We start from the raw sequence: 24696 nt of genomic DNA, 5'->3' as shown, positions 1-24696 counted from the left end.
GTTTGCGCCCGGTTGCGGGCGCAAGGGCACGCCGAACGCAGGGCTACCCGGCCGAACGAGTAGAATGGTCGGGTTCTCCCCACGGGAACCGAAGCGTGCGCATACACGTTGAACACTTGATCGACGGTATGCATCGACACTGATGTAGAACGTTGCCGAATGGCGAGAAGGGACCGCACCCATGGCAGATCGCGTACTCCGGGGCAGTCGGCTCGGAGCGGTGAGCTACGAGACCGACCGTGACCATGACCTGGCGCCGCGTCGGATGGCACGGTACCGCACCGACAATGGCGAGGAATTCGATGTTCCGTTCGCCGACGACGCCGAGATCCCCCCGACCTGGCTGTGCCGTAACGGCCAGGAGGGTGTGCTGCTCGAGGGCACCACGCAGGAGCCCAAGAAGGTCAAGCCGCCGCGCACCCACTGGGACATGCTGCTCGAGCGCCGCAGCAAGGAAGAGTTGGAGGAGCTCCTGCAGGAGCGCATGGAGTTGATCAAGAACCGTCGCCGCGGGTAAACGGCAAAGCAAAAGGGTCCCCCCACACCGACGTGTGGGGGGACCCTTCGCGTTGGGGCCGGTCCGGTTCCCGGGAACCGGGTTCGGGGCAGCCGGTTCCGGGGACCGCGTCACGGGATACCCGAGGCTGTCACCGCGTGCCCGAGGCCCGCAGCCTGTTCCCGGGCGGCCGGTAGCGGGTGGACCGGTGCTACTTCTCGACTTCCTTGTGGGGTTCGGGGAGGGAGCCGCGGGTTTCACGGTCGGTGAGGGTGGTGGCGGTGCGGCCGTAGGTGAGGCCGATCGCCGAGGAGTCGATGTTGAAGACGTAGGGCTGCTGCAGCCAGTCGCTGGGTGAGTAGACGGCTTTGAGGAGTTCCAGGGCCTGGCCGGGGGCGGCGCCCTGGCGGCCGACGACGACGTAGCAGCCGGAGCCGCCCTTGAGGTTGTAGCCGACGAACTTCTTCCAGGCCGCGCCGGTGCAGCCGACGCTGATGAGCCAGTTGTTGAAGTCGGGGGTGGGACTGTTCTGCAGATCGACGGCGAACCCGCTCAGCGCCACGATGTATCCGCGCCGGCTGACGGCGTTGAGGTCGTTGAGCATGGTCTGGTAGATCCCGCGGTCGGGCTGCAGCGAATTGGGCAGGTACGTCTGGTAATACAGGTGCACCATGAACGCTTGGAAGGTCAGCGGATCGTAGAGCGCGATCTGATAGCCCCCGACGGGTGCGACCACACCGGGCTGCACGACGGTGGGCGGCGGCGGTACCGCCGGCGGATTCGGCACGGCCACAGTGCCGTTGGCGATGATGCCCCACGAAGTGCTGACCTGACCGCCGCCAGGCGCGTTGTTGGGCGTGTAATCGGTATCGGCGTAGGTGAGGATGGCGCCGTTGGTGTAGGCGTCGAGCGCTTCGGACACCGCGAAGGCCTGGTTGCCGTAGAACAGCCGATTCAGTGGCCACAGCGTGAATTCGATGGTCGAGGGGTTCTTCATGACCGCCGAGGTCCACAGTTCCATGACGCCGACGTCGGAGTCCATGTAGCCGGGTTGCAGCGAGTTCAGCAGTGAGGTGTCCCCGCCGGTGGCGTTGACCACGACGGTGCGGCTGTTGGCCCAGGTCTTCCCGAGTTGCTCCCATTCGGTCTGGGATTCGGCCTTGGTGGAGGTGAAGACGGCCTTGTACTCGAGGGTGATGTTGGCGCTGACCGTTTGCAGGTTCGACGAGTAGGAGGTCTGCACGGCTTCGTAGTAGTCGAGACTGCCGCCGACGATGACCTGTGCGACGAGATGTGTTCCCCACTTGCGGAATACGGCGAAGAATTGCTCTTGATTCTCCGGAGTGAAGGTGGTCGGCAGGTTGACGATGTCGGGGTCGTCCTTGAAATCGGTATTCAGCCACTCTGTGGACGTGTGATTGAGATTGAGTTCCCACGCAGTGTAATCGGCTTCGTATATACCGTAATAACAAGACTGGTCGGTGTTCACGGTGTTCGAGTAGGCCAGATTGAATTGCCCGCTGAAGGCACCGTACGACGCCGATGCCTGTGCCTTCTGTGAGAAGTGGCTTTGAAATTGCTCCACGGTGTTGTAGACATAGGATGATCCGGTGGTGTTCGTATACTCCACCGCGCCCGTGTTCTCCGGCTGCGCATAGGTGATGCCGGTCGGCGGGTATTCGAAAGTCCTGGTATCCGCACCTAGATTGATGATCTGCGGCATCAGCGACCGTGTGCTGTAGGTGCCGAGAATATTGAAACCGCGCCCGATTGCACTGGCGCCGGGTATGACCTGCATAGCATTTCCTTCTGTCACCGTCCCCACGGCAATGGTAGAGCTGGCCGAGCCGGAACATGCTGCGGTATAACTGAATCCGGAAATACTTCGAAAACGTAAAGGCGGCAGCCCCGAAGAGCTGCCGCCCGAATACCCTTTGTATTCTTACCGGTCCGTCAGTGACTGGCCACCTTGCGATATTGCAGCAGCGCCAAGGGAACCGCGATCGCGAGAATGGCCATCGAGCAGTAGATCGAATACTCGACACAGTGCACGGCCGGCCAGCCCTTCGCCGCGGTGAATCCGGGCGGCGAGCCGTTGTCGAACAGCTTGCGGCCCGCGGCGGCGACGGCGGTGATCGGATTCCATTCCGCCACAGTGCGCAACGGACCCGGCAGCGTCTCCCCCGAGATGAACGCCGAGGAGATGAAGGTCAGCGGGAACAGCCAGATGAGACCGGCGCTCTGGGCCACCTCCACGCTCGGTGACAGCAGCCCGGTAATCGCCCCGACCCAGGACATGGCGAAGGCGAACAGCAGGATCACCGCGAAACCCAGCACGGCATCGAGGATTCCGCCGTTGATGCGCCAGCCCACGATGTAGCCGCAGATCGCCATGACGGTCAGCGCGAGAATGTTGACCACCGTGTCGGACAGCGTGCGGCCCATGAGCACGGCCAGCCGCGACATGGGCAGGGTCCGCATCCGGTCGATGATGCCCTTGTGCAGGTCGTTGGCCAGCCCGACGGTGGTGAACGCGGCATTGAAAGCGACTGTCTGCGCGAAGATCCCGGCGAGCAGGAATTCGCGGTACTGGCTGCCGCCGAGCGAGGCCCCGAAGATGTAGGCGAACAGGAACACGAACATCAGCGGCTGGATGGTGGCGGTGACCAGCAGGGTCGGTACCCGCAGGATGGTCAGCAGATTCCGGTAGGCGACGATGGCGCTGTCGCGAACGACCCTGGGCAGCAGCAGGAACGGTCCGGCTACCTGCGGTCTCGGTGGTGCGGCCGCCGGCTCGCTGGCCTGGACGGGTGCGGTGCTCACGACAGGATCTCCTCTTTCACGCTGTCTGCGGCGGGCGCCCTGCGCTCCGCGGGTTTGCCGGTGAGGGACAGGAATACGTCGTCGAGGCTGGGCCGGTGCACGCGGGCGTCGACCACGCAGACGCCCGCGTCGTCGAGCCGGCGCAGCGCCTCGACCATGGTGCGGGTGCCGTCGCCGACCACGACGGTGAGTTCGTCACCGTCGGAGAGCGGTTCGCCGATGCCGACCTGGGCGAGGATGCCGCGCGCGGGTGCCGGATCCTGCCCGGGGGCGAGGACGACGGTGAGCTTGTCGCCGCCGATGGCGGTCTTGAGCTCGTCGGCCGAGCCGCGGGCGATGACGCGCCCGCGATCGATGACGGTGATGCGGTCCGCGAGCAGATCCGCTTCCTCCAGGTACTGCGTGGTGAGCAGCACGGTGGTGCCGTCGTCGACGAGTTCGCCGATGACACGCCACATATCGAGGCGCCCGCGCGGGTCGAGCCCGGTGGTCGGCTCGTCGAGGACCACCACGGGCGGCCGGCACACCAGTGCGCCCGCGAGGTCCAATCGCCGTGCCATACCGCCGGAATAGGTGCCCGCGCGGCGTCCGGCCGCATGCTCGAGCCCGAGCACGGACAGCAGTTCCCCGGCGCGGTCGCCGGCTTGTTTGTGGTCCATCCCGTACAGGCGCGCCACCATGCGCAGGTTCTCGAAGCCGGACAGGTTGGCGTCGATGGCCGCGTACTGCCCGGACAGTCCGATGCGGTGGCGGGCGCGCGCCGGGTTCTTGATGACGTCCACTCCGGCGATGCGGACCGTGCCAGCGCTCGGGCGTAGCAGGGTGGTGACGATGCGGACGGTGGTGGTCTTGCCCGCGCCGTTGGGCCCGAGCAGTCCCATCACGGTGCCGCACGGGATCTCGAGGTCGATCCCGTCCAGCACCCGCACTTTTCCGTAGTACTTGACCAGTCCTTTGACTTCGACGGCGAGACTCACTGGTGCTCCCCCTCCACTCGATCTGCGAGGGCCGCGAGATGCTCGCGCAGGACCGGCCCGATGACGGACAGTGATTCCGGTGTGGTCATGCCGGCGTGCGTGCAGCGCACCAGCTGGTCGTGCACGACGCCGGTGACGTACGGCCGCCAGGCCGCCGCGCAGCGGTCCGGGTCGGTGCGGTTGATGTCGTCCTCGGCGGCGGTGAAGAAGAGCAGGTCGCCGTCGAAGACGCGGGGCCGGAATCCGTGCGCCTGTGCGGCGCCGTTGGTGTAGCCGGTGTAGAGCCGTTCCATGTGCTCGACGGTCAGCGCCGCGAACGGCCCGGACCGGCTGCGCAGCAGTTCGGCGGCGTCGTGCAGGTTCATGGTCGGGTCGATGTCGGCGTCGCCGCCGAGCAGGTCGCTGCCGAATTCCGCGATGATGGCCGCGACGCTCGGAATGGCATGTTCGAGCCACTGATCCGAGAGCTGGTAGCTGTCCATCAATGCCAGCAGCGCCACCTCGTCGCCGCCGTCCTGCAGTTGCACCGCGACCTCGTGGGCGATGAGCCCGCCCAGCGACCAGCCGAGCACATGGTAGGGACCGTGCGGCTGCACGGATTTCAGGTGTGCCACATAGTATTTCGCGGCCGCGGAGATGGTGGCGTGACTGTCCTCGCCCGCCACGTGCGGGGCCTGCAGCCCGTACACCGGCCGTTCGTGCGGCAGCTGGGACAGCAGTCCGGCGAAGCACCAGGCCAGGCCGATGGCCGGGTGGATGCAGAACAGCGGCGGCACACCGGAATCGGTGTTCGGGCGCAGCGGCAGCACGGGTTGCAGCGCCGCGGCGAGCGCCGCTCCGGCGTCACCGTTCGCGTCGGCGAGCCGGCGGGCGATGCCGGCCGGGGTGGATTCCCCGAACATGGCCTGTACCGGCAGGTCGATGCCGGCCGCCCGCACGTGCGCCACCACCTTGGTGGCGAGCAGTGAGTTGCCGCCGAGTTCGAAGAACCCGTCGTCGGCGCCGACCTGTTCAATGCCCAGGACCTCGGCGAAGGCGGTGCACAGCGCCTGCTCCCACGCGTTCGCCGGCGCCCGGTAGCCCTCGCGGGCGGCGAACACCGGTTCGGGCAGCGCGCGCCGGTCGAGTTTGCCGACCGGTGAGAGCGGCACGCGGTCCAGCAGCATGATCGACTGCGGGACCATGTAGTTGGGTACCAGTTCGGCGACGTGCGCGGTCAGTTCGGCCGCGCTGGGTGCGGTGCCGTTGCGCGGCTTCACATACGACACCAGCGCGGTGGATCCGGCCGGGGTGCGGTGGCCGATGGTGGTGGCGAATTCCACCGCCGAGTGCCGCGACAGGGCCGCGTCGATCTCGCCGAGTTCGATCCGGAAGCCGCGGATCTTGACCTGGTGGTCGGTGCGGCCGACGTATTCGAGATCGCGTGCGCGCCCGCTCTTCTCGAGCCAGCGCACCAGGTCGCCGGTGCGGTACATGCGCTCGCCCGGTTTGCCGAACGGGTTGGCCACGAACCGCTGTGCGGTGAGCCCGGGCCGGCGCAGGTAGCCGCGGGCCAGGGCCGCACCGGCCAGGTGCAGTTCCCCGGTGACGCCGGCGGGGGCCGGGTGCAGGCGTGCGTCGAGCACGGTCGCGCCGACACCGCGGATGGGCCCGCCGATGGTGATCTGCCCGCCCGGGGTCATGGGCTGCGAGATCACCGTCACGATGGTGGTTTCGGTGGGTCCGTACACGTTGTAGAGGCGACGGCCCGGCGCCCAGCGGGCGACCAGGTCCGGCGGCAGCGCCTCGCCGCCGACGAGCACGTGCCGCAGTGCGGTGACGCCGGTGGGGTCGACGGTGCCCAGTGCGGAGGTGGTGATGAAGGCGTGCGTGATGCCTTCCTCGATGAACACCCGTCCCAGTTCGTGCCCGCCGACCACCCCGGTCGGGGTGATGACCAGCGTGGCCGCACCGCCCAGGGCGAGCAGCAGGTCGAGCATGGCCGCGTCGAAACTCGGTGTGGCGAAGTGCAGGACGCGGCAGCCGGGGCCGACGTCGAAGCGCTGCGCCGTCTCGGCCGCGAAGTTGGACAGGCCGCCGTGGGTGACCACCACACCCTTGGGGATACCGGTGGATCCGGAGGTGTAGATGACGTAGGCCGGGTTGTCCATGCGCAGCGAGCTCACCCGCTCGCTGTCGGAGATGGGCGCGTCGGTGGTGGCGAGGACCCGCCGCCGGAACGAGGGCGCGTCCAGCACGGTCCAGTTCGCGCCGTCAGGCATGCGCTCGCGGTAGGCCGACAGCGTGATGCCCACGGCCGCACCGGAATCCAGCAGCATATGGCTGATGCGCTGTTCCGGGTAGTTCGGGTCGACGGGCACGAACGCGGCGCCGGCCTTGGCGATGGCCAGCATCACCGCCACCGATTCCGCCGAGCGCGGAATGCCCATGGCCACCAGGGTTTCCGGGCCGACGCCGTAGCCGATGAGCACCCGGGCGAGCCGGTTGGTCCAGCGGTCGAGGGCGTCGTAGGAGATCTGGGTACCGGCCGAACGCACCGCGATGGCCTGCCGGTTGAGGTTGGCCGCGGCCTCGAACACCTCGGAGAAGGTGATGGGCAGGCCGGGTTCGGTACCGCGGACCGGGGCCAGCACCGACCATTCCCCGGAGTCGAGCAGTTCCAGATCACCCACGGCGGTGGCCGGATTCGCGGCCGCGGCGCCGAGCAGTCGCACGAAACGCTGGGCGAGCCGTTCGGCGGTGCGGGCCTCGAACAGGTCGGCGGCGTAGTTGACCGACACGGTGATGCCGTCGGGTTCGCGTGCCGCCGTCCAGGATTCGGTGAGGGTGAACTGCAGATCGAATTTGGCGATGCCCGGGTCGGCGTCGTCGGCTTCGATGCGCAGGCCCGGCAGTTCCAGCACCCGTACCGGTGCGTTCTGCACCGACAGCATGACCTGGAACATCGGGTGATGCGCCTGTGAGCGCACCGGATTGAGCACCTCGACGAGGCGTTCGAACGGTACGTCGGCGTGCGCGAAGGCTTCCAGGTCGGTGTCGCGCACGGCCCGCAGCAGGTCGCCGAAGGCGGCGCCGCTGTCGAGTTTGGTGCGCAGCACCAGGGTGCCGACGAACATGCCGATCAGGCGATCCAGTGCCGGATGCCCGCGCCCGGCGATCGGGGTGCCCACGGCGATGTCGTCGCCCGCGGTCAACCGGTGCAGCAGTGCCACCAGTGCCGCGTGCAGCACCATGAACATGGTGACGCCGTGTTCGGCTGCCAGCACCTGCAATTCGCGGTGGGTGAAGGCGTCGAGGCGGCATTCCACGGTCCCGCCGCGGTAGGTCGGCACCGGGGGGCGGGGCCGGTCGGCGGGGACGGAGAGGAGTTCCGGCAGGCCGTCGAGGGCGCGCCGCCAGTAGTCGAGCTGGCGGCTGCTGACGGATTCCGGATCGTCCTCGCGGCCCAGCACATCCTGTTGCCAGAGCGTGTAATCGGCGTACTGGATGGGCAGTTCGGGCCATTCGGGGTCTCCACCGCCGGCATGGGCGCGGTAGGCCGCGGCCACGTCGGCGGCGAGCGGCTGCAGCGACCAGCCGTCCATGGCGATGTGGTGCACGACCAGCACGAGGATGTGCTCGTCGTCCGCCGCATCGGTCAGCTGCAGCAACGCCGCGCGCAGCGGAACCATGGTCCCGAGGTCGAAGCCGGCGCCGGTGACGCGCCGGATCTCGGCGGCCACCTCGCTGCCGCGGCAGGTGCGCAGCGGCAGCGGGACGGCGGCCTCGTCGGGATCGAGGATCTGCTGGCAGGGTTCGCCGTCCACCTCGGGGAAGACGGTACGCAGGGTTTCGTGCCGGCGTTGCACGTCGAACAGGGCGCCGCGCAGGGCCTGCACGTCCAGGTCGCCGCGCAGGCGCAGCGCGACCGGGACGTTGTAGGCGCCCAGCGCCTCGCCGTTCTCGCCGGAGGCGTTGAACTGCTCCAGGAACCACAGTCGCCGTTGCGCCGCGGACAGCGGAATCCGTTGCGGGCGAGTGCGTTTGCGTGGTTCCGGGCGCAGGTCCGCCGAGGCGGAACCGGTGTCCAGCGCCGCGGCCAGGCCGGCGACCGTGGGCGCGGCGAACACGGCGCGCACCTCGAGCCGGACTCCGGTGGCGGTGGCCAGCCGGGCCACCAATTGGGTGGCGAGCAGCGAGTTTCCGCCGATCTCGAAGAAACTGTCGTCCGCGCCGAGCTGATCCAGCCCGACCAGATCGCCCATGACCTCGGCGACGAGCCGCTCGGTATCGGTCTCCGGATCCCGTGAGACCACCACGGCCAGCGCCGTCGGCGCCGGCAGGGCGTCACGGTCGAACTTGCCGACCGGGGTGAGCGGAATGCGGTCCAGCAGGGTGAGACTGCTCGGCACCATGTGCGCGGGCAAGCGTTCGGCGCAGTGCGCGCGCAGCTCCTCCGTGTCGATCACCGCGTCCAGATCGGCGGGCAGCACGTAGGAGACGATGCGGCGTGTGCCCGCGATCTCGCGGACCTCGGTGTGCGCGAAGCGGATTCCGGCATGCGAGGTGAGCACGGCATCGATCTCGCCGAGTTCGATGCGGAAACCACGCACCTTGACCTGGTGATCACTGCGTCCCAGATAGAACAGTTCACCGCCGGCGGTCCAGCGCACCACGTCACCGGTGCGGTACAGGCGCGTGCCTTCGGGCCCGTACGGGTCGGCGACGAACCGGGCGGCGGTCAGGCCGCGGCGATCGAAATAGCCACGCGCGCTGCCCTGTCCGCCGACATACAGCTCACCGGGGACACCGACCGGTACCGGCCGCAGTCGTTCGTCGAGGACCAGTGCCCGCGCACCACGCACCAGCGTGCCGATGGTGACCGGTTCGCCCGGATTCATGGGTCCGGCGATGGTGACGACCACCGTGGTCTCGGTGGGCCCGTACCCGTTGTACATGAGCCGGCCCGGCGCCCAGCGGGTCACCAGTTCCGGCCCGCAGGCCTCGCCGCCGACCATGACGGCCCGCAGATGCGGCAGCGCCCAGTGCTCACGGTCGATGGTGGCCAGCGCGGCCGGGGTCATGAAGGTGTGGCTGACTTGCTCGCGATCCATCAGCGCCGCGAGTTCGTCGCCGCCGTAGATGTCGGGCGGGACCACGACCATGGTCGCGCCCGACCCGACCGCCAGCAGCAGGTCGAAGATGGCCGCGTCGAAGCTCGGAGAGGAGAAGTGCATGGTGCGTGAATCCCGGTCCACGCGCATGCGATCGCGGATCTCGTCGGCGAAGTTGGACAGCCCGCCGTGGGTGACGGCCACGCCCTTGGGTTTTCCGGTGGACCCGGAGGTGTAGATGACATACGCCAGGTCGGCGGTCCACAGAGTGGTGGTGCGGTCGGCGTCGGTGATCGGCGCGTCGTCCAGCACCTCCAGCTCGTCCAGGAGGGTGGCGTCGTCGAGCATGAGCCATTCCACGGCGTGTTCGCCGGCGGCCGCGTAGAGCCGGTCGGCGTCGGCGGTCATGGTGATGCCGACGGTGCAGCCGGAGTCGACGAGCATGTGCCGCATCCGATCCGCGGGATAGCCGGGATCCACGGGCACGAACGCCGCCCCCGATTTGGCCACCGCCAGGACGGCCAGCACCGATTCCACCGACCGGGTCAGCCCGAGTGCCACCCGGTCGCCCGGGCCGAGGCCGCGCCGGATGAGGGCGCGCGCCAAGCGGTTCGAGTAGACGTCGGATTGCAGGTAGGTCAGTTCGGTCTCGTCGAAGCGCAGGAAGGCGCGATCGGCATTGAGGTGCGCGGTGGCCGCGAAGTAGGCGGCCAGGCTGCACTGCGGTTCCGGGGCGGGACCCCAGGCGGGGGTGAACAGTTCGCGTTCGGTGTCGGTGCGCGCGTCGATATCGCGGACCCGTACCCGCGGGTCGGCGGTGACGGCCTCGAACACGCGCAGCAGCCGTCCGGCCAGGGTTTCGATGGTGGACTGGTCGAAAAGCTCGGCCGCGTAGACGAATTCGAACACCCGGTCCTCGGCGTGCGCGCCGGGCAGTACCCGCAGTTCGAGATCGAACTTGGCCAGGGCGATATCGAGTTCCTCGGCCCGCAGCCCGAGGCCGGGCAATTGCAGCGCCGGCAACGGCGTGTCCTGCACGGTCAAGGCCACCTGCAGCAGGGGGCGGGTGCCGCCCGCGCTGCCGCCGAGTTCCTCCACCACGCGTTCGAAGGGCACCCCGGCGTGTGCCATGGCGGCGAGTTCGGTATCGCGGTCGGCCTGCAGCAGTTCCGCGAAGTGCCGGTCCGGGTCCACGTCCGAGCGCAGGATCAGCGTGTTCACGAACATGCCGACCAGCTCGTCGAGGCGGGTGTCGGTGCGCCCCGCCACCGGGGTGCCGATGACGATGTCGCGACCGCCGGTCACCACCCGCAGCAGCACCGCCAGGCTGGAACGCAGCACCATGAACAGACTGACCCCGTGTGCACGGGACAGTTCGGCGAGCCTGCGCTGCAAGGCTTCCGGCACCTCGAAGCGCACCGCACCGGAACGCTGGGTGGGCTCGCCGGGCCGCGGCCGGTCATAAGGCAGCGGCAGTTCGTCGGGCAGATCCGCCAGCGCGGCCCGCCAGTAGGCGAGCTGGGTGGCGGCGGCGCTGTCCTCGTCGACCTCCACGCCCAGACATTCGCGTTGCCACAGGCTGAAATCGGCGTACTGCACCGGCAACGGCGTCCAGGCCGGAGCCACCCCGCCGGTGCGGGCGGTGTAGGCCACCGCCAGATCCCGGGTCAGCGGGCCCAGCGACCAGCCGTCGGCCGCGATGTGATGCAGCACGATGCCGAGCAGGTGACGGCGTTTCCCGGTGCGCAGCAACGCCATTCGCAGCGGGATCTCGCGAGGCAGGTCGAAACCGCGCCGGGCCAGCGAACGCAGCGTGGCGTGTGCGGCCAGTTCGTCGGATTCGACGGGCTCGAGCATGGGCAGGCAGCGGGTGGTGTCGAGGACCACCTGGTGGGCGCCCTGCTCATCCTCCGGGAACACGGTGCGCAGCACCTCGTGCCGGTCCACGATGTCGGCCAGTGCCGCGCGCAGTGCCGCGATGTCCGGATCGCCGTCGATCCGCAGCACGAATGCGATGTTGTAGGCACTGGATTCGGGGGAATATCGATTGAGGAACCAGAGCCGCTGCTGTGGCAGCGAGAGGGGGATGCGTTCCGGACGCGGGGTGCGCACCGCCAGCGCCGCGCGCTGCGTCCGGGGCGCTTCCTCCAGCCGCACGGCCACACCGGCCACGGTCGGCACCTCGAAGATGGCGCGCACGGGGAGTTCGACCCCGAATTCGGCGTGCAGGGCCGCGGTGAGCCGGGTGGCCAGCAGCGAGTTGCCGCCGATCTCGAAGAAGTTGTCCTCCGCCCCGTGTACCGGGGTGCCCAGGACCGCGCCGAACACCTGCGCGACCTGCTGCTCGAGTTCGGTCTCCGGGGCCCGCGAGGGGGCCGCGGCCACGAATTCCGGTGCGGGCAGCGCTTTGCGGTCCAGCTTGCCCGACGGGGTGACCGGCATGTGGTCCAGCACGGTCAGCGCCGAGGGCACCATGTAGCCGGGCAGCCGGCCGCGCGCGGTCTCCAGTATCGCGGCCACCTCGAGCACGGTGTGCGGCTCGGCGGTGAGATAGGAGACCAGGCGCGGGATTCCGCGCTCGTCGTCGTACACCACGGTGAGCGCGTTGCCGACACCCGGATGCGAGCGCAGCACGTGATCGATCTCGCGCAGTTCGATACGGAAGCCACGGATCTTGATCTGGTCGTCGGCACGTCCCAGGAACCGCAGCTGGCCCACACCGTCGGCGACCACCAGGTCACCGGTGCGGTACATGCGCTCGCCCTTGCGCCCGTGCGGGTTGGCCGGGAAGCGTTGCGCGGTCAGGCCATTGCGGCCCAGGTAGCCGCGCGCCAGACCAGGACCCGACAGGTACAGCTCACCGGCGACACCCGGCGGCACCGGGTGCAGGCGGCCGTCGAGCACGAACAACCGCATACCGCGCACCGGCAGCCCGATCGGTACCGGTTGCCCGGCCACCATCGGCCCGGTGGCGGTGGCGGCGACGGTCGCCTCCGACGGGCCGTACATGTTGTGCATGTGGCGGGCGGGCCGATCCTCGTGCGGCTCGGTCCAAATGCGCACCAGCTCTTCGGGGCAGGCCTCACCGCCGACGATGACCGCTTCCAGCTCCGGCAGGTCCTCGGTGGGCACGGTGCCCAGCGCGGCGGGGGTGACGAAGGCGTGTGTCACCCGTTCCTCACGCAGCACGGCCGCGAGTTCCATCCCGCCGTAGATGCCCGCGGGCACCACGACGATGGTGGCCCCGGCCGCGAACCCGAGCAGCAGTTCCAGCACCGAGGCGTCGAAGCTCGGTGACGAGAAGTGCAGGGTGCGTGCCGAATCGGTGACCTTGAACAGATGCATCTGCTCGTGTGCCAGCGAGGCCAGGCCCGCATTGGTGACCACCACGGCCTTGGGCTTGCCGGTGGACCCGGAGGTGTAGATCAGATAGGCCGGGCCGCCGGTGCGCAGCGGGTGATGCCGGTCGCGGTCGGTGACCGGGGTGTCGGGGAACTGTGCGCTCTCCTGCGCGAGTTCCTCGGAGCCGAGCAGCAGCCAGTCCACGTAGGTCTTGCGGTGCCGGCCGCGATTGCGCGGCCAGTCCGGCATATCGGCGTGGCATTCGGCATTGGTGATGCCGAGCATGGCCCCCGAATCGCCCAGCATGTGCGCGATGCGGTCGGCCGGGTAGTCGGGATCGATGGGCACGTACGCCGCACCGGTTTTCGCGACCGACCACACCGCGAGGATGCTCTCCAGGCTGCGCGGCAGCGCGACGGCCACCACCACTTCGGGGCCGGCGCCGTGGTCGATGAGCACCCGCGCCAGGCGGTTCGAGCGCTCGTCGAGTTCGCGGTAGGTGGTGTCGGTGCCGAGGTAGCGCACCGCGATGGCGTCCGGGACGCGTTCTGCGGTGTCGGTCAGCAGGCGGGCCAGCGTGCTGGAGGGCTCGGCCGGGGAACCCATGATGGGCACCAGCTTCGCGGTCTCCCGCTGATCCAGGATGGGCAGATCACCCACCGGCACGGACGGATCGGCCACCGCGGCGGCCAGGATCGCCCCGAAGCGCCGGGCGATGGCCTCCACCGTGGAGTGGTCGAAAACGTCACCGGCGTAACCGAATTCGGCGGTCAGCCCGGCGTTCTCCGCGCCTGGCCCGGACGGCTCGTGCACGGTGAGCTGCAGGTCGAACTTGGCCACGTCCGCGGCCAGCGGCAGCACCGCGCTGCGCACGCCGGGCAGTTCGATGCGCAGTTCCGGGCTGTTGTCGTAGGACAGCATGACCTGGAACAGCGGGTGCCGGGCGGCCGAGCGTTCCGGATTGACCACCTCGACCAGCCGCTCGAACGGGACGTCGGCATTGGCGAAGGCGTTGAGGTCGATATCGCGGACCTCGGCGAGCATGCGATCGAAGCCGGCCGCCGGGTCCACCTGGGTGCGCAGCACCAGGGTGTTGACGAACATGCCGACCAGATCATCGAGCGCGGGATCGCTGCGCCCGGCGATCGGGGTGCCGATGGCGATATCGGCCGTATTGCACAGGCGCGCAAGCAGAGCCGCCAGCGCGGCGTGCAGCACCATGAAAGCACTCACCCCGCGTTCGGCCGCCACCGCCGCGAGCCGGCGCCGCGTCTCGGGGGCGATGCTGAACTCCACCCGCCCGCCCTCGGTGGAGCGCTGGCGCGGGCGTGGGCGATCCAGCGGCAGATCCAGCTGATCGGGCAGATCCGCCAGGGCGGCACGCCAGTAGGCGAGCTGGCGCGACAGGGCGCTGGCGGGATCGGCTTCGTCGCCGAGCAATTCGCGCTGCCACAGCGCGAAGTCCGCGTACTGCACGGGAAGTGGCGCCCACGCGGGCGCCTCCCCCATGCCGCGGGCCGCGACCGCGGCCATGATGTCGCGGATCAGCGGCGCGATGGACCAGCCGTCGCCACTGATGTGATGCAGCACCATCAGGAACACATGACTGTCGGGCCCGGTGGCATACAGCGCCACCCGCACCGGCGACTGACTGCGCAGATCGAAGCCGTACCCGGCGAATTCGCCCGCCAGCTCGAGCACGTCGGCCTCGGTGGCGTCGATGGGTTCGAGGGTGAGCGGGATCTGCGCGGCCGGATGCACCACCTGGCACGGCCCGTCCGGGGTGTCCGGGAAGGTGGTGCGCAGGCTCTCGTGCCGTTCCAGCACGTCGACCAGCCCGGCGCGCAGGGCCGCGATGTCCAGTGGCCCGGTCAGTTCCACCGCCAGGGACATGTTGTAGGCGGCGGCGTGTTCGGCGAAGCGGTTGAGGATCCACAGTCGCTGCTGGGCCAGCGACAGCGGAATGTGCTGCGGCCGTGGGCCCGCGACCAGTTTGGGTGAGGCCTGTTCGGTCTTGGGTTCGGCCAGGCGCACGGCGAGTTCGGCCACCGAGGCGGATTCGAACAGGTCGCGGATGGTCAACGCGGCGCCGAGGCCCGCATTGACCCGCGCGATCGCCCGGGCGGCGGTGAGCGAATTGCCGCCCAGGTCGAAGAAGCTGTCCTGTACGCCGATCTCGTCGGTGCCCAGGACTTCGGCGAAGATGGCGAGGAGCGCCTGCTCGACCTCGTTGCTGGGTGCGGCGACCGGTTTGGCCGGGCGGCGCGCGGCGGCGCCGGGTTCGGGCAGGGCCTTGCGGTCGACTTTGCCATTGGCGCTGAGCGGTAGTTCGTCGAGCACCATGAGCACCGACGGCACCATGTAGCCGGGCAGTACGCGGCGCAGTCCGGTGGCCAGGTCGGCGGGATCCGGTGCGGTGGCGCCGGGCACGGCGACCACGTAGCCGATGAGTTCGTCGCCGCCGCGGCCGCGGCGGGCCACGCACACCGCGCGTGCCACCCGGTCGTCGGCGAGCAGGGCGTTCTCGATCTCGCCGAGTTCGATGCGCAGGCCGCGCACCTTGACCTGGAAGTCGCTGCGGCCCAGGTATTCCAGCACCCCGGAGCGGCCGGCCCGCCAGCGCACCAGGTCACCGGTGCGGTACATGCGGGTGCCGGGGGTGAACGGGTTGGCCACGAACCGGTCCCCGGTCAGGGCCGGGCGGCCCAGGTAGCCGCGGGCCAGCTGCACGCCCGCCAGATACAGCTCACCCACCACACCGGGTGCGACCGGGCGCAGCCGCGCGTCCAGTACGTAGGTGCGGGTGTTCCAGATGGGTACGCCGATGGGCACATCCGCGGCGCCGGGCTGGCAGTGCCAGGCGGTGACGTCCACGGCGGCCTCGGTGGGGCCGTAGAGATTGTGCAGTTGCGGGGCGTCCGCGCCGGCGCCGAGGGCGGCGTGGAATTCGGTGACGGTGGCCGCGGGCAGCGCTTCACCGCTGCAGAACACCCGCTTCAGGCCGGTGCAGCCGCGCACGTCGGTGTCGGTGAGGAACACCGACAGCATGGACGGCACGAAATGCGCGGTGGTGACGCCCTTCTCGGCGATGATCCGGGCCAGGTAGCCCGGGTCCCGGTGCCCGTCGGGCGCCGCGATGACCAGTCGTGCGCCGATCTGCAAGGGCCAGAAGAACTCCCACACCGAGACATCGAAGGTGGCGGGGGTCTTCTGCAGCACCACATCGGTGCCGTCGAGGGGGTAGGCGTGCTGCATCCAGCGCAGCCGGTTCACGATGGCGGCGTGGGTGACGCCGACGCCCTTGGGCTTACCGGTGGAGCCGGAGGTGAAGATGACGTAGGCGAGGTGATCGGCGCGCAGCGGGGCCCGCCGGTCGGTGTCGCCGACGGGGCGCCCGCGATGCTGGGACAGGTCGGCGGTGTCGATATCGAATCTGGTTGCCGTGGCCGGCAGTTCGAGCCCGTCGCGGGCGGCGGTCAGCACGCACAGCGGTGCCGCCTGCTCGAGGATGGCCTCGATGCGGTCGGCCGGGTGATCGGGATCGATGGGCAGGTAGGCGGCGCCGGCCTTCACGATGGCGTACATGCCGATCAGCAGGTCCAGGCTGCGCCGCATGGCCAGCCCGACCAGGGTGTCCGGGCCCGCGCCGCGCGCGATGAGTTCGCGCGCCAGCCGATTGGCGCGTTCGTCGAAGGCGGCGTAGGTGAGCGTGTGGCCCTCGAAGTCGAGGGCGACCCGGCTCGGGCACATGGCGGCGCGGTCGGCGAACAGACCGGCCAGGGTGCCTTCCTGGCGCGCGACCTGGGTCGAATTCCATTCGAACAGGACGCGTTCGCGCTCGAAGTCGGTGAGCACGGGCAGATCGCCGACCACCGTCTGCGGGGCGCTGGTCACGAAGCGTTCCAGGTGATCGAGGAAACGCCCGTGATGCATGGACAATTCGGCATCGCTGTAGAGGCGCGGGTTGGCCTCGAAATCGATGTGGGTGCGGTTGCCGGCGCCGTTGTAGAGGTTGATCGACAGATCCTCCACCGGGCCGGTGGACAGCACGTTGAGCGAACCGACCAGGCTGCCGAACTTCAATTCGCTGTGGAACAGCATGAGATTGACCATCGGCCCGAAGAAGCCGCGCGCGTCCCGGGAGTAGCCGCAGTCGCGGCGGATGTCGTCACTGCGATAGCGCTGATGGCGCAGCGCGCCGGTGATCTGCAGTTCGATGGCGCGCACCGTATCGGCGACGGTGTCGGTGGCACCGAACTGCACCCGGATGGGCACCACGTTCGACACCACACCCGCCGAACGGCGCAGGGCCACGGTGGTGCGCGCGGAGACCGGAAGGCTCAGCACCACATCCTGATTGCCGGTGACCGCCCGCACGTAGGCGGCCAGGGCGGCCACGAACAGCGCGGAGGGGTTGGAGCCGAAGGCGTTGGACGCCTCCTGGATCGCGGCGTCGGCCTGCTGGCTCAGCACCGCGGTCGCGCAGCGGCGGCTCGCGTCGGTGCCGGCGGCGGCGCCGTTGGCCGACAGCGTGATCGGCTCGCCGACCCCGGCGAGTTGCTGCTTCCAGTAGTCGCTGTCGCCGACGAAGCGGGTGGTTTCGCGGTAGCGGTTCTCCTCGGCGTAGATGGTGGCCAGTGGGGTGGCGCGGGAGACGACCGGTTCGTGCCGGTCCTCGAGTGCCGTATAGATCTCCGCGGTGCGTGTGACCGCGTTCATGGCGCCGTATCCGTCGATGACGATGTGATGGGCGCGCGAATACCAGATGTAGTCCGAATCCCCCGTCCGCAGCACCACATTGATGGTGAGCGGATCATGCTCGATATCTATGGGCGAGCTGGCGTGATCGTTCATCCAGGCCAGTGCCGCCGCGCGCGGGTCGGTTTCGTCCCGCAGGTCTATCCGTGCCCAGCCCGGCCGCCAGGTGGGGTCGACCACCTGGTGCGGAACGCCGTCGATCTCGAGCAGGCGGACGTGGCCGACCTGACTTTCCGAGCCGAAGCGTTCGATGGCGTACAACAACCGGCCGGCATCCAGATCGCCGTGGACATCCACGTATTGGGCGATGGTGAGGGGGATGTCGGGCCGGATGCGCTGGGCGTACCAGAGGGCCGTTTGCGCGGCAGAGAGCACGAAAGGTTGAGCCGAGAATTCACCCGAAGAACATTGGTCGACACGGTCGGTGGCCAATGAACTCATCAATGCACTCCGTTCTGACGCTGTTGCCGCAACTCCCCGAGCCCCGAAAGCGATCACCACATGTCCTTGGTGTCGGGCTTTCGCGCGCACGCGCGAGCCTTAGGACGTGATCCACGCCCTATGATTCGGAGCATCACGCCGAGCGGATCGGTGGTGATCTCGAGTTGCCCGCAACGAACAGCGTTGGCGGAGCATGTTTTTAGGTCAGCTACTTCAAAGCAAACCTCGCGACGGTCGCGTAACTCGCAAAAAGGAACCGCACGATCTCGGACATATCGGGGCGAACCATCAAGCTATAGCTACGAACTGGCGAACTTCGGTCGCCGGAGCGGGACGGCCCTCGTCACACGTACCCGCCGCACCTGCCGGTGCGCTCTCGCTGCGAATCGCTGGTGTTACCGCTGCGCGGGTCTCCGGCGCTGGATCAGCGCCACCACTGCGGCAGCCGCGGCAAGAATACACAAGAATGCCTCGGGCGCGGGACCTAACCGCGTCGCGAGTGTCGTGTTGTCGCGCAGTGGAAGTTTCGCCACCAGCGCCGCCGGAACAAACTGCTGGGTCTGCTGCTGGATGGTGCCGTCCGGGGTGATCATCGCGCTCACGCCCGTGGTCACCGACACCACCACCGCGCGCCCGTGCTCCACCGCGCGCACCCGCGACATGGCCAGCTGCTGATAGGTCATCTCGCTCTTGCCGAAGGTGGCGTTGTTCGACGGCACCGCCAGCAACTGCGCGCCCGCGCGCATGGACTGCTCGAAGGCGCGGTCGAAAGCAACCTCGTAGCATGTCGCCACGCCGATCGCGACCCGCGGACCGCCGTCGGCCGGCTCGACGTGCACCACGCCGTCACCCTTGCCCGGCACGAAATAGCCTGCGCGGTCGGCGTATTCGGAGAAGTGACGGAAGAAGCTGCGATAGGGCAGGTACTCGCCGAAGGGCTGGATGATCTTCTTGTCGTGCCGCTCGCCCGGACCGTCCTCGCCGTTCCACACGATGACCGAATTCGTGGTGGTGCCATCGTCGTTCACCAGCACCGCGCCGACCAGGATGGGCGCCTTGATATCCCGCGACGCCTGGGTGATCTCGTCATAGGCGTCTTCGTTGCGGATCGGATCGATATCCGAGGAATTCTCCGGCCAGACAACCACATCCGGTTGCGGGAACTGTCCCGCCGCGACGGCCTTGACCAAGGCCTCGGTTTCCTTGACGTGATTGTCGAGCACCGCGCGCCGCTGGGCATTGAAGTCCAGTCCCAGGCGCGGCACGCTGCCCTGGATGGCGGCGACCGTGATCGGCCGGTTGCCGTCCTCCGGGCCGGGCAGCGCGGTCCGGAGGATCACTCCGGTAATGGGAACTATAGCCACAAGCATTGTCGCAGCAACAATCCGGTACCACGATGTGGGACGCCACGTCGTCCATCTGGGACTATTCGCAGCGGCTTCACCCTCCTGCGACACCCGTGTCTCCGCAACCGGATTGCGCAGCTGCCCCAGCAACCGCACCGCGAGCCACGCGAGCCCCGTCCCGGTCACGGCCACCGCGAAACTCACCAACGGCGCCCCGCCCAGCATCGCGAACGGCAGATACCAGCCGTCGGCCTGCCCGAAAGCCAGCTTGCCCCAAGGAAATCCCCCGAACGGGAAACTCGCGCGCCCCCACTCGGTCAGCGACCACGCCGTGGCCACCCACAACGGCCACCAGGCCAGCCGCCCGATCAGCCGCGTCAGCACCCCGAACAACCCCACGTACACCGCACACGCCGTGGACAGCGCGATCCACGGCACCGGCCCCACATAGATCCCGGTCCACGGCAGCAACGGCAGGAAGAACGCCATCCCCCCGACGAACCCGACCCCGAAAGCCCCACGCAGCCGCCGCGTTCCACGCACCGCCAGCGTCAGGATCGCGATCCCGACCGGCGCCAGAAACCACAGGGTCCGCGGCGGGAAACTCGCATACAACAACAGCCCGGCCACCACGGCGGCCAGCAGCCGGACCAGCCCGGGACGTCCGGCAACCCACGCGGCAACCCGAGCACCGGGACCGCCCGGCACCGAGACATCCGGCGCATCGGGCTCCATTGCCCGAGAAGCCGATTCGACCCCACTCACCGGTGTCACCGCTGCGGCGGCACCGGTGACACCGTTCGAGGGGGCGGCGCCGCTCCGCGATTCCGGATGCGTCGCGTCCGTACCGTTCGCGGCGCCGGTCGAGCCATGCGACGGCGCGGTGGTGGGCGCATCCGAATCGGCAGCAGAGCGCGCCCCGGGTTCGCCGGCCGTATCGGCGCCCGGGACATCCGAGGGATCGGCGCCCGGACTATCGGAAGGGGTTGCGGGGGTGGGGTTCTGGGTGTCGGGCTCAGGCTTCATGGATGGTGGCCCCACGGTGGATGGTGCGCAGGCAGCGGGGCAGGGTGGCGTCCGGGGTCACGGGCGGGAGGCCGGGGACGCGGGAACGCGGGTCGGTGGACCAGCGCTGGACGGTGTCGGCGGCGGCCGCGACCACCAGGTCGTCGGCTTCCCAGACGGCGTAGGAGGCGGGGGCGCCGGGGACGAGAGTGCCTGCGACGCCGTCACGTACGCCGCCGGCGCGCCAGGCGCCGCGGGTGGCGGCGGCGAAGGCGGCACGCGGGGAGATGCGGTGGCCGGGGGTGCGGTGGTGGGCGGCGGCGCGGATGGCCTCCCACGGATTCAGGGCGGTGACCGGGGCGTCGGAGCCGATGGCCAGGGAGATACCGGCGGCGGCCATGGCCGAGAAGGGGTTCAAGGTGGCGGCGCGCTCGGGACCCAGGCGGGTGGCGTACATGCCGTCGGGGCCGCCCCAGGCGGCGTCGAAACCCGGTTGGATGCTGGCGATCACGCCCCATTGGGCGAGTTTGGCGATCTGGTCGGCGTCGATCATTTCCGCGTGTTCGAGGCGGTGCCCGCGCGAGGCGATGGCCGGGCCGCCCAATTCGATGACGGCGCGCTCGAATCCGGTGAGGATCGCGTCCATGGCGGCATCGCCGATGACGTGGAAGCCGGTCTGGATGCCGGCCTCGGTGCAGGCGAGCACGTGGGCGGCAATGGCATCGGCGTCGAGGTAGGCGGTGCCGGTGGTGTCGCGGTCGGCGTAGGGGGCGCGCAGCAAGGCGGTGTGCGAGCCGATGGCGCCGTCGACGAACAGGTCGCCGCCGAGGGCGTGCACGCCGAGTTCCTTCACCAGGGTGCGGGCCTCGTCGGCGGTGCGCACGGCCTGACCCCAGTAGGCGCGCACCTCCACCCCGTGTGAGAAGGCCAGCAGCTCAGCCAGATCGGTGGTCCCGGAGATGTCGGGGCCCGCGCATTCGTGCACGGCCGCGATGCCCTGGGCGGCGGCCGAATCCAACGCGGCCTGCCGGGCACGGCCGCGCTGCGAACGATCCAATGCGCCGAGCGCGGCGCGGCGGGCGCGGTGATGGGCGTCCCCGCGCAACGGTTCGCCGCGGGTGAAGCCACTGGCTTCGGTGATGCCGGGGACCGAATCCAGCAGTGCGGTGGAGGCGACCGCCGAATGTACGTCCACGCGAGTCAGATACACGATCCGCCCGGGCGCGGCGGCGTCGATCTCTTCCAGTGTCGGCGGCCGGCCCTCGGGCCAGGCGGTTTCGTCCCAGCCGTCGCCGAGGATCGCGCCGTCGGGGTGCGCGGTGGCGAAGGTGCGCACCGACTCCAGGCATTCGGCGAGTGAACGTGCCTGCGCCAGATCCAATCCCGTGAGCTTCAATCCCAGTGCGGTCACGTGCACGTGCGGGTCGACGAAGGCGGGCGCCACGAATGCCCCGTCCAGTTCCACGATCTCCGCATCCGGGTGCAGTGCCCGTCCCGCCCGATCGGCCCCGACCCACACCACGGTTCCGTCGCTCACGGCCATCGCCGTGGCGTCGGGATTACTCGAACTGTAGATACGGCCGCCGACAAGCAACTGGGTACTCACGGCTGCCCAGTCTGCCGCACACCCGCACCCGTGCTCCAATCGCCTCGACCGCGGAATGCGCCGATGTGACGCATCCCGCGCCCACGGCACGCGCGAGGCCGGGCACCTGCTGGTGCCCGGCCTCGCGATCGGTGCGGTTCGTGCGTGAAGTTGTGGTGCCTTGCTGGGCTCAGCGCGGGTCGATCATGCGGTGCGCACCACCCTGCTGGCCGTCGTCGTAGTACTCGCTGACCACGGTCGCGTCGATGACCTCACCGTCGGGGTCGATGACCACATTGCGGTAGCCGAACGGCCCGACCGCAGTGGCCACCCGGCCCATCCGCCGCGCCGCGAACGCGGCCACGACCGGGCGCAACAGGAAACGGGTGGGCGGAGTCAGTGCCAGCAGGCCGACCAGCGAGGTCAGCAGGCCCGGCACGAACATGAGCACCGCACCCGCGGCGACCAGCGCGCCGTCGGCCACGGCCTTGCCGGGTTCGAGCTCACCGCGCGAGGCCTTGCGGAAGCCCTCGAACACGCGCCGGCCCTGCGAACGCACCAGCATCAGGCCCGCGGCGGAACCCACGAGGAGCAGCAGAATCGTCGGGAACACTCCGATGAAGTGGCCGACGATCACCAGCGTGGCGATCTCGGCGACGAAGTAGGCGACGAACAACAGGGCAGCCATCTCAGATCCTTTCGGCGATCTACTTCCCCTAACGCACGAAGGGCCGTTTTTTCTCCCGATGCGCCGTGGGTCACACCTTGGAATCCGCCGAGAAACTCAGGCGCTGCCCGGGCGCACCAGCCCGGTCTCGTAGGCCAGCACCACCGCCTGCACCCGGTCGCGCAGCCCGAGTTTGGTGAGTACGCGTCCGACATGGGTTTTCACGGTGGCCTCGGAGAGGAACAGGACACCGGCGATCTCGGCATTGGATCGGCCCGCGGCAATGTGTTCGAGGACTTCGCGTTCGCGTGCGGTGAGTACTTCCAGGATCGCCGGATCCCGCCCTGCCGCCGGATCTTCCACGATGAGCCGGTCCAGCAGCCGTTTGGTCACCTTCGGCGAGACCACCGCATCGCCCGCGGCGACACTGCGGATCGCGGAGATCAGATCCTCCGGCGGCGTGTCCTTGAGCAGGAACCCGCTGGCCCCCGCCCGCAGCGCGCCGAGCGCGTGTTCGTCGAGGTCGAAGGTGGTCATGACGAGAACCCGGCTACCGCAACCGGATTCGATGATCCGCGCGGTCGCGGTCACTCCGTCGGTGATCGGCATGCGCACATCCATGAGCACCACATCGGGCTTCAGCTCCACCGCCCGGGTGATCGCGGTGGCCCCATTGTCGGCCTCGCCCACCACATCGATATCGGGGTGGGCGCCGAGCACCATCTTCAACCCCGCACGCATGAGTTCTTGATCGTCGACTACGAGAACGGTGATCGGCACCCTTTAAACCTATCGGTCCGTCGATCGGATCAGTGCACCCGCACCTGTGGACGGGCGGTCGCCACCACGACGACGACCAGAACCGCAACCACTGCGGCGAAAGCCGTGCCCGCGGTGCGCAACCCGAGCGACCCGATCAGCGCACCCACGCCGATGGCCGGCAGAGCCAGCATGATGTACAGAACCGCGAAGAAAGCCGACACGGTTCCACCACGGCTGGCGGCGGGTGTCCGGGTGTTGATCAACGTGATGCCATGGCCGATCGCGATGCCGGTAGCCAACCCGGTCGACACCGCCGCGCACAGCAGCGGCGGATAGGCCGCGGTCGCCATCGCAATAGCGATCAGACCCGCGCCGACCAGCAATCCCGCACCCGAGACGACGGACGCCACCCGCTCGACCCGCCCCTCGAGCAGCTGGCCCAGCCCGATACAGACGAAGGCCACGGTCACGATCGACGCCGTCGCCACGAGACTGTGGATGTGCGCGATCTCCGCCAGGAACAGCCCGGTCACCGCGGTCAGCACACCCAGTACCGCGAATCCCGAACCGGCGAGGAGCGCCGCGCGCCAGAACGGTCCCCTGATCTCTGCCGGCACACTCGGCCGCCGCGCCGCCCCTGGTTTTCGCGCCGCGACGGCCTCAACAGAAGTTCCCGTCGCCACCGCCGCACCGACAGATCCGGTTTCCGGGCTCTGGCAGACAGGACACGCGGCCTCGGGCATATGGATCGAGTGCGTGCGCCGCGCGTGCAGCGTTTCCGGCACGAGGACGAGTGTCGCGAGTGCGAGCAGCAGCAATGCACCGATCACCCACCAGCTCAATCGCAATGGCCAGGGCGCGTATTCACCGAGCAGGCCCGCGAGCAATGGCCCGGAGGCCAAGCCACCCATGTTCGCGCCCAGGGCCAGCCGCCCGGCCCGGGTGTGGCCACCGGGCGCGGCCAGTTCGGCCAGCTGGGCGGTCGCGGCGCCGGTCATGAGGGCCGCGGCCAGACCCGACAGCACGCGGCCCGCCAGGAGTTCGGCCAGATCTCCGGCCAGCAGGAACACGACGGTGGCGAGGACGGCCAAGACCAGGGCGACGGCGACTATCGGTCGGCGTCCGAGCCGATCGGAGAGGCCGCCGAGGGACAGCAGCCCGGCGACGACGGCCAGTGCGTACACCCCGAAGATCACGGTCACGGCCAGGGCGCCGAAGCCGAAGGCGCGTTCGTAGAGCGGGTAGAGCGGGGTGGGGATGGTCGTGCCGGCCATCGTGGCCCAGAACGCCCCCATGATCGCGATCGTGCTGATCAGGCGCCGCTCGACGGGGATGTCGCCCGGTATGTCGAGGGCCGGTGAACCTTTACGGAAAGCCATGGCATGCACTACCTTTCGCGCC

10 protein-coding genes are annotated in these 24696 nt (G+C 69.1%); 1 reads left to right on the top strand and 9 read right to left on the bottom strand.

Going from position 1 to position 24696, the window contains the following annotated elements; all coding sequences use genetic code 11:
* The first annotated feature begins 181 nt into the window (after positions 1–181).
* Entirely contained in the window at positions 182–517 is a 336-nt protein-coding gene (locus ACH438_RS25045; RefSeq protein WP_397009233.1) for an RNA polymerase-binding protein RbpA, read from the top strand.
* 190 nt (positions 518–707) lie between these two features.
* Here the strand turns inward: ACH438_RS25045 and ACH438_RS25040 are convergent, their stop codons facing one another.
* The 9 genes from ACH438_RS25040 to ACH438_RS25000 form a co-directional block, all read right to left on the bottom strand.
* Positions 708–2294, bottom strand: coding sequence for an MAC/perforin domain-containing protein (locus ACH438_RS25040; RefSeq protein WP_397009231.1), 1587 nt, complete (start codon positions 2292–2294; stop codon positions 708–710).
* A gap of 155 nt (positions 2295–2449) precedes the next feature.
* The gene (locus ACH438_RS25035) at positions 2450–3247 is read right to left on the bottom strand and encodes an ABC transporter permease (RefSeq protein ID WP_397009967.1); all 798 of its coding nucleotides are present in this window, start codon (positions 3245–3247) and stop codon (positions 2450–2452) included.
* A 68-nt stretch (positions 3248–3315) separates the two neighbouring features.
* The gene (locus ACH438_RS25030) at positions 3316–4296 is read right to left on the bottom strand and encodes an ATP-binding cassette domain-containing protein (protein WP_397009230.1); all 981 of its coding nucleotides are present in this window, start codon (positions 4294–4296) and stop codon (positions 3316–3318) included.
* The gene (locus ACH438_RS25025; RefSeq protein ID WP_397009228.1) at positions 4293–17930 is read right to left on the bottom strand and encodes an amino acid adenylation domain-containing protein; all 13638 of its coding nucleotides are present in this window, start codon (positions 17928–17930) and stop codon (positions 4293–4295) included. Before ACH438_RS25025 ends, ACH438_RS25030 begins: the two co-directional genes overlap by 4 nt.
* Before the next feature lie 395 nt (positions 17931–18325).
* Positions 18326–20011, bottom strand: a complete 1686-nt coding sequence (gene lnt, locus ACH438_RS25020; RefSeq protein ID WP_397009965.1) for an apolipoprotein N-acyltransferase — start codon at positions 20009–20011, stop codon at positions 18326–18328.
* Positions 20012–20291: 280 nt separating this feature from the next.
* On the bottom strand, positions 20292–21887 hold the full coding sequence (locus ACH438_RS25015) for an amidohydrolase (protein ID WP_397009226.1): 1596 nt from the start codon (positions 21885–21887) through the stop codon (positions 20292–20294).
* Between the two features lie 169 nt (positions 21888–22056).
* Positions 22057–22554 carry an FxsA family protein gene (locus ACH438_RS25010; RefSeq protein WP_397009224.1) on the bottom strand — a complete coding sequence of 166 codons (498 nt, stop codon included), beginning with the start codon at positions 22552–22554 and terminating at the stop codon, positions 22057–22059.
* Between the two features lie 96 nt (positions 22555–22650).
* Complete coding sequence (locus ACH438_RS25005; RefSeq protein ID WP_397009222.1) at positions 22651–23313, bottom strand: response regulator; 663 nt, start codon at positions 23311–23313, stop codon at positions 22651–22653.
* Positions 23314–23342: 29 nt separating this feature from the next.
* Entirely contained in the window at positions 23343–24674 is a 1332-nt protein-coding gene (locus tag ACH438_RS25000) for an MFS transporter (protein ID WP_397009220.1), read from the bottom strand.
* Positions 24675–24696 lie beyond the last annotated feature (22 nt).

The organism is Nocardia sp. NPDC020380 (assembly GCF_044386975.1).
Taxonomy (GTDB): Bacteria; Actinomycetota; Actinomycetes; order Mycobacteriales; family Mycobacteriaceae; genus Nocardia.
This window is presented reverse-complemented; position numbering and strand designations above follow the sequence as displayed.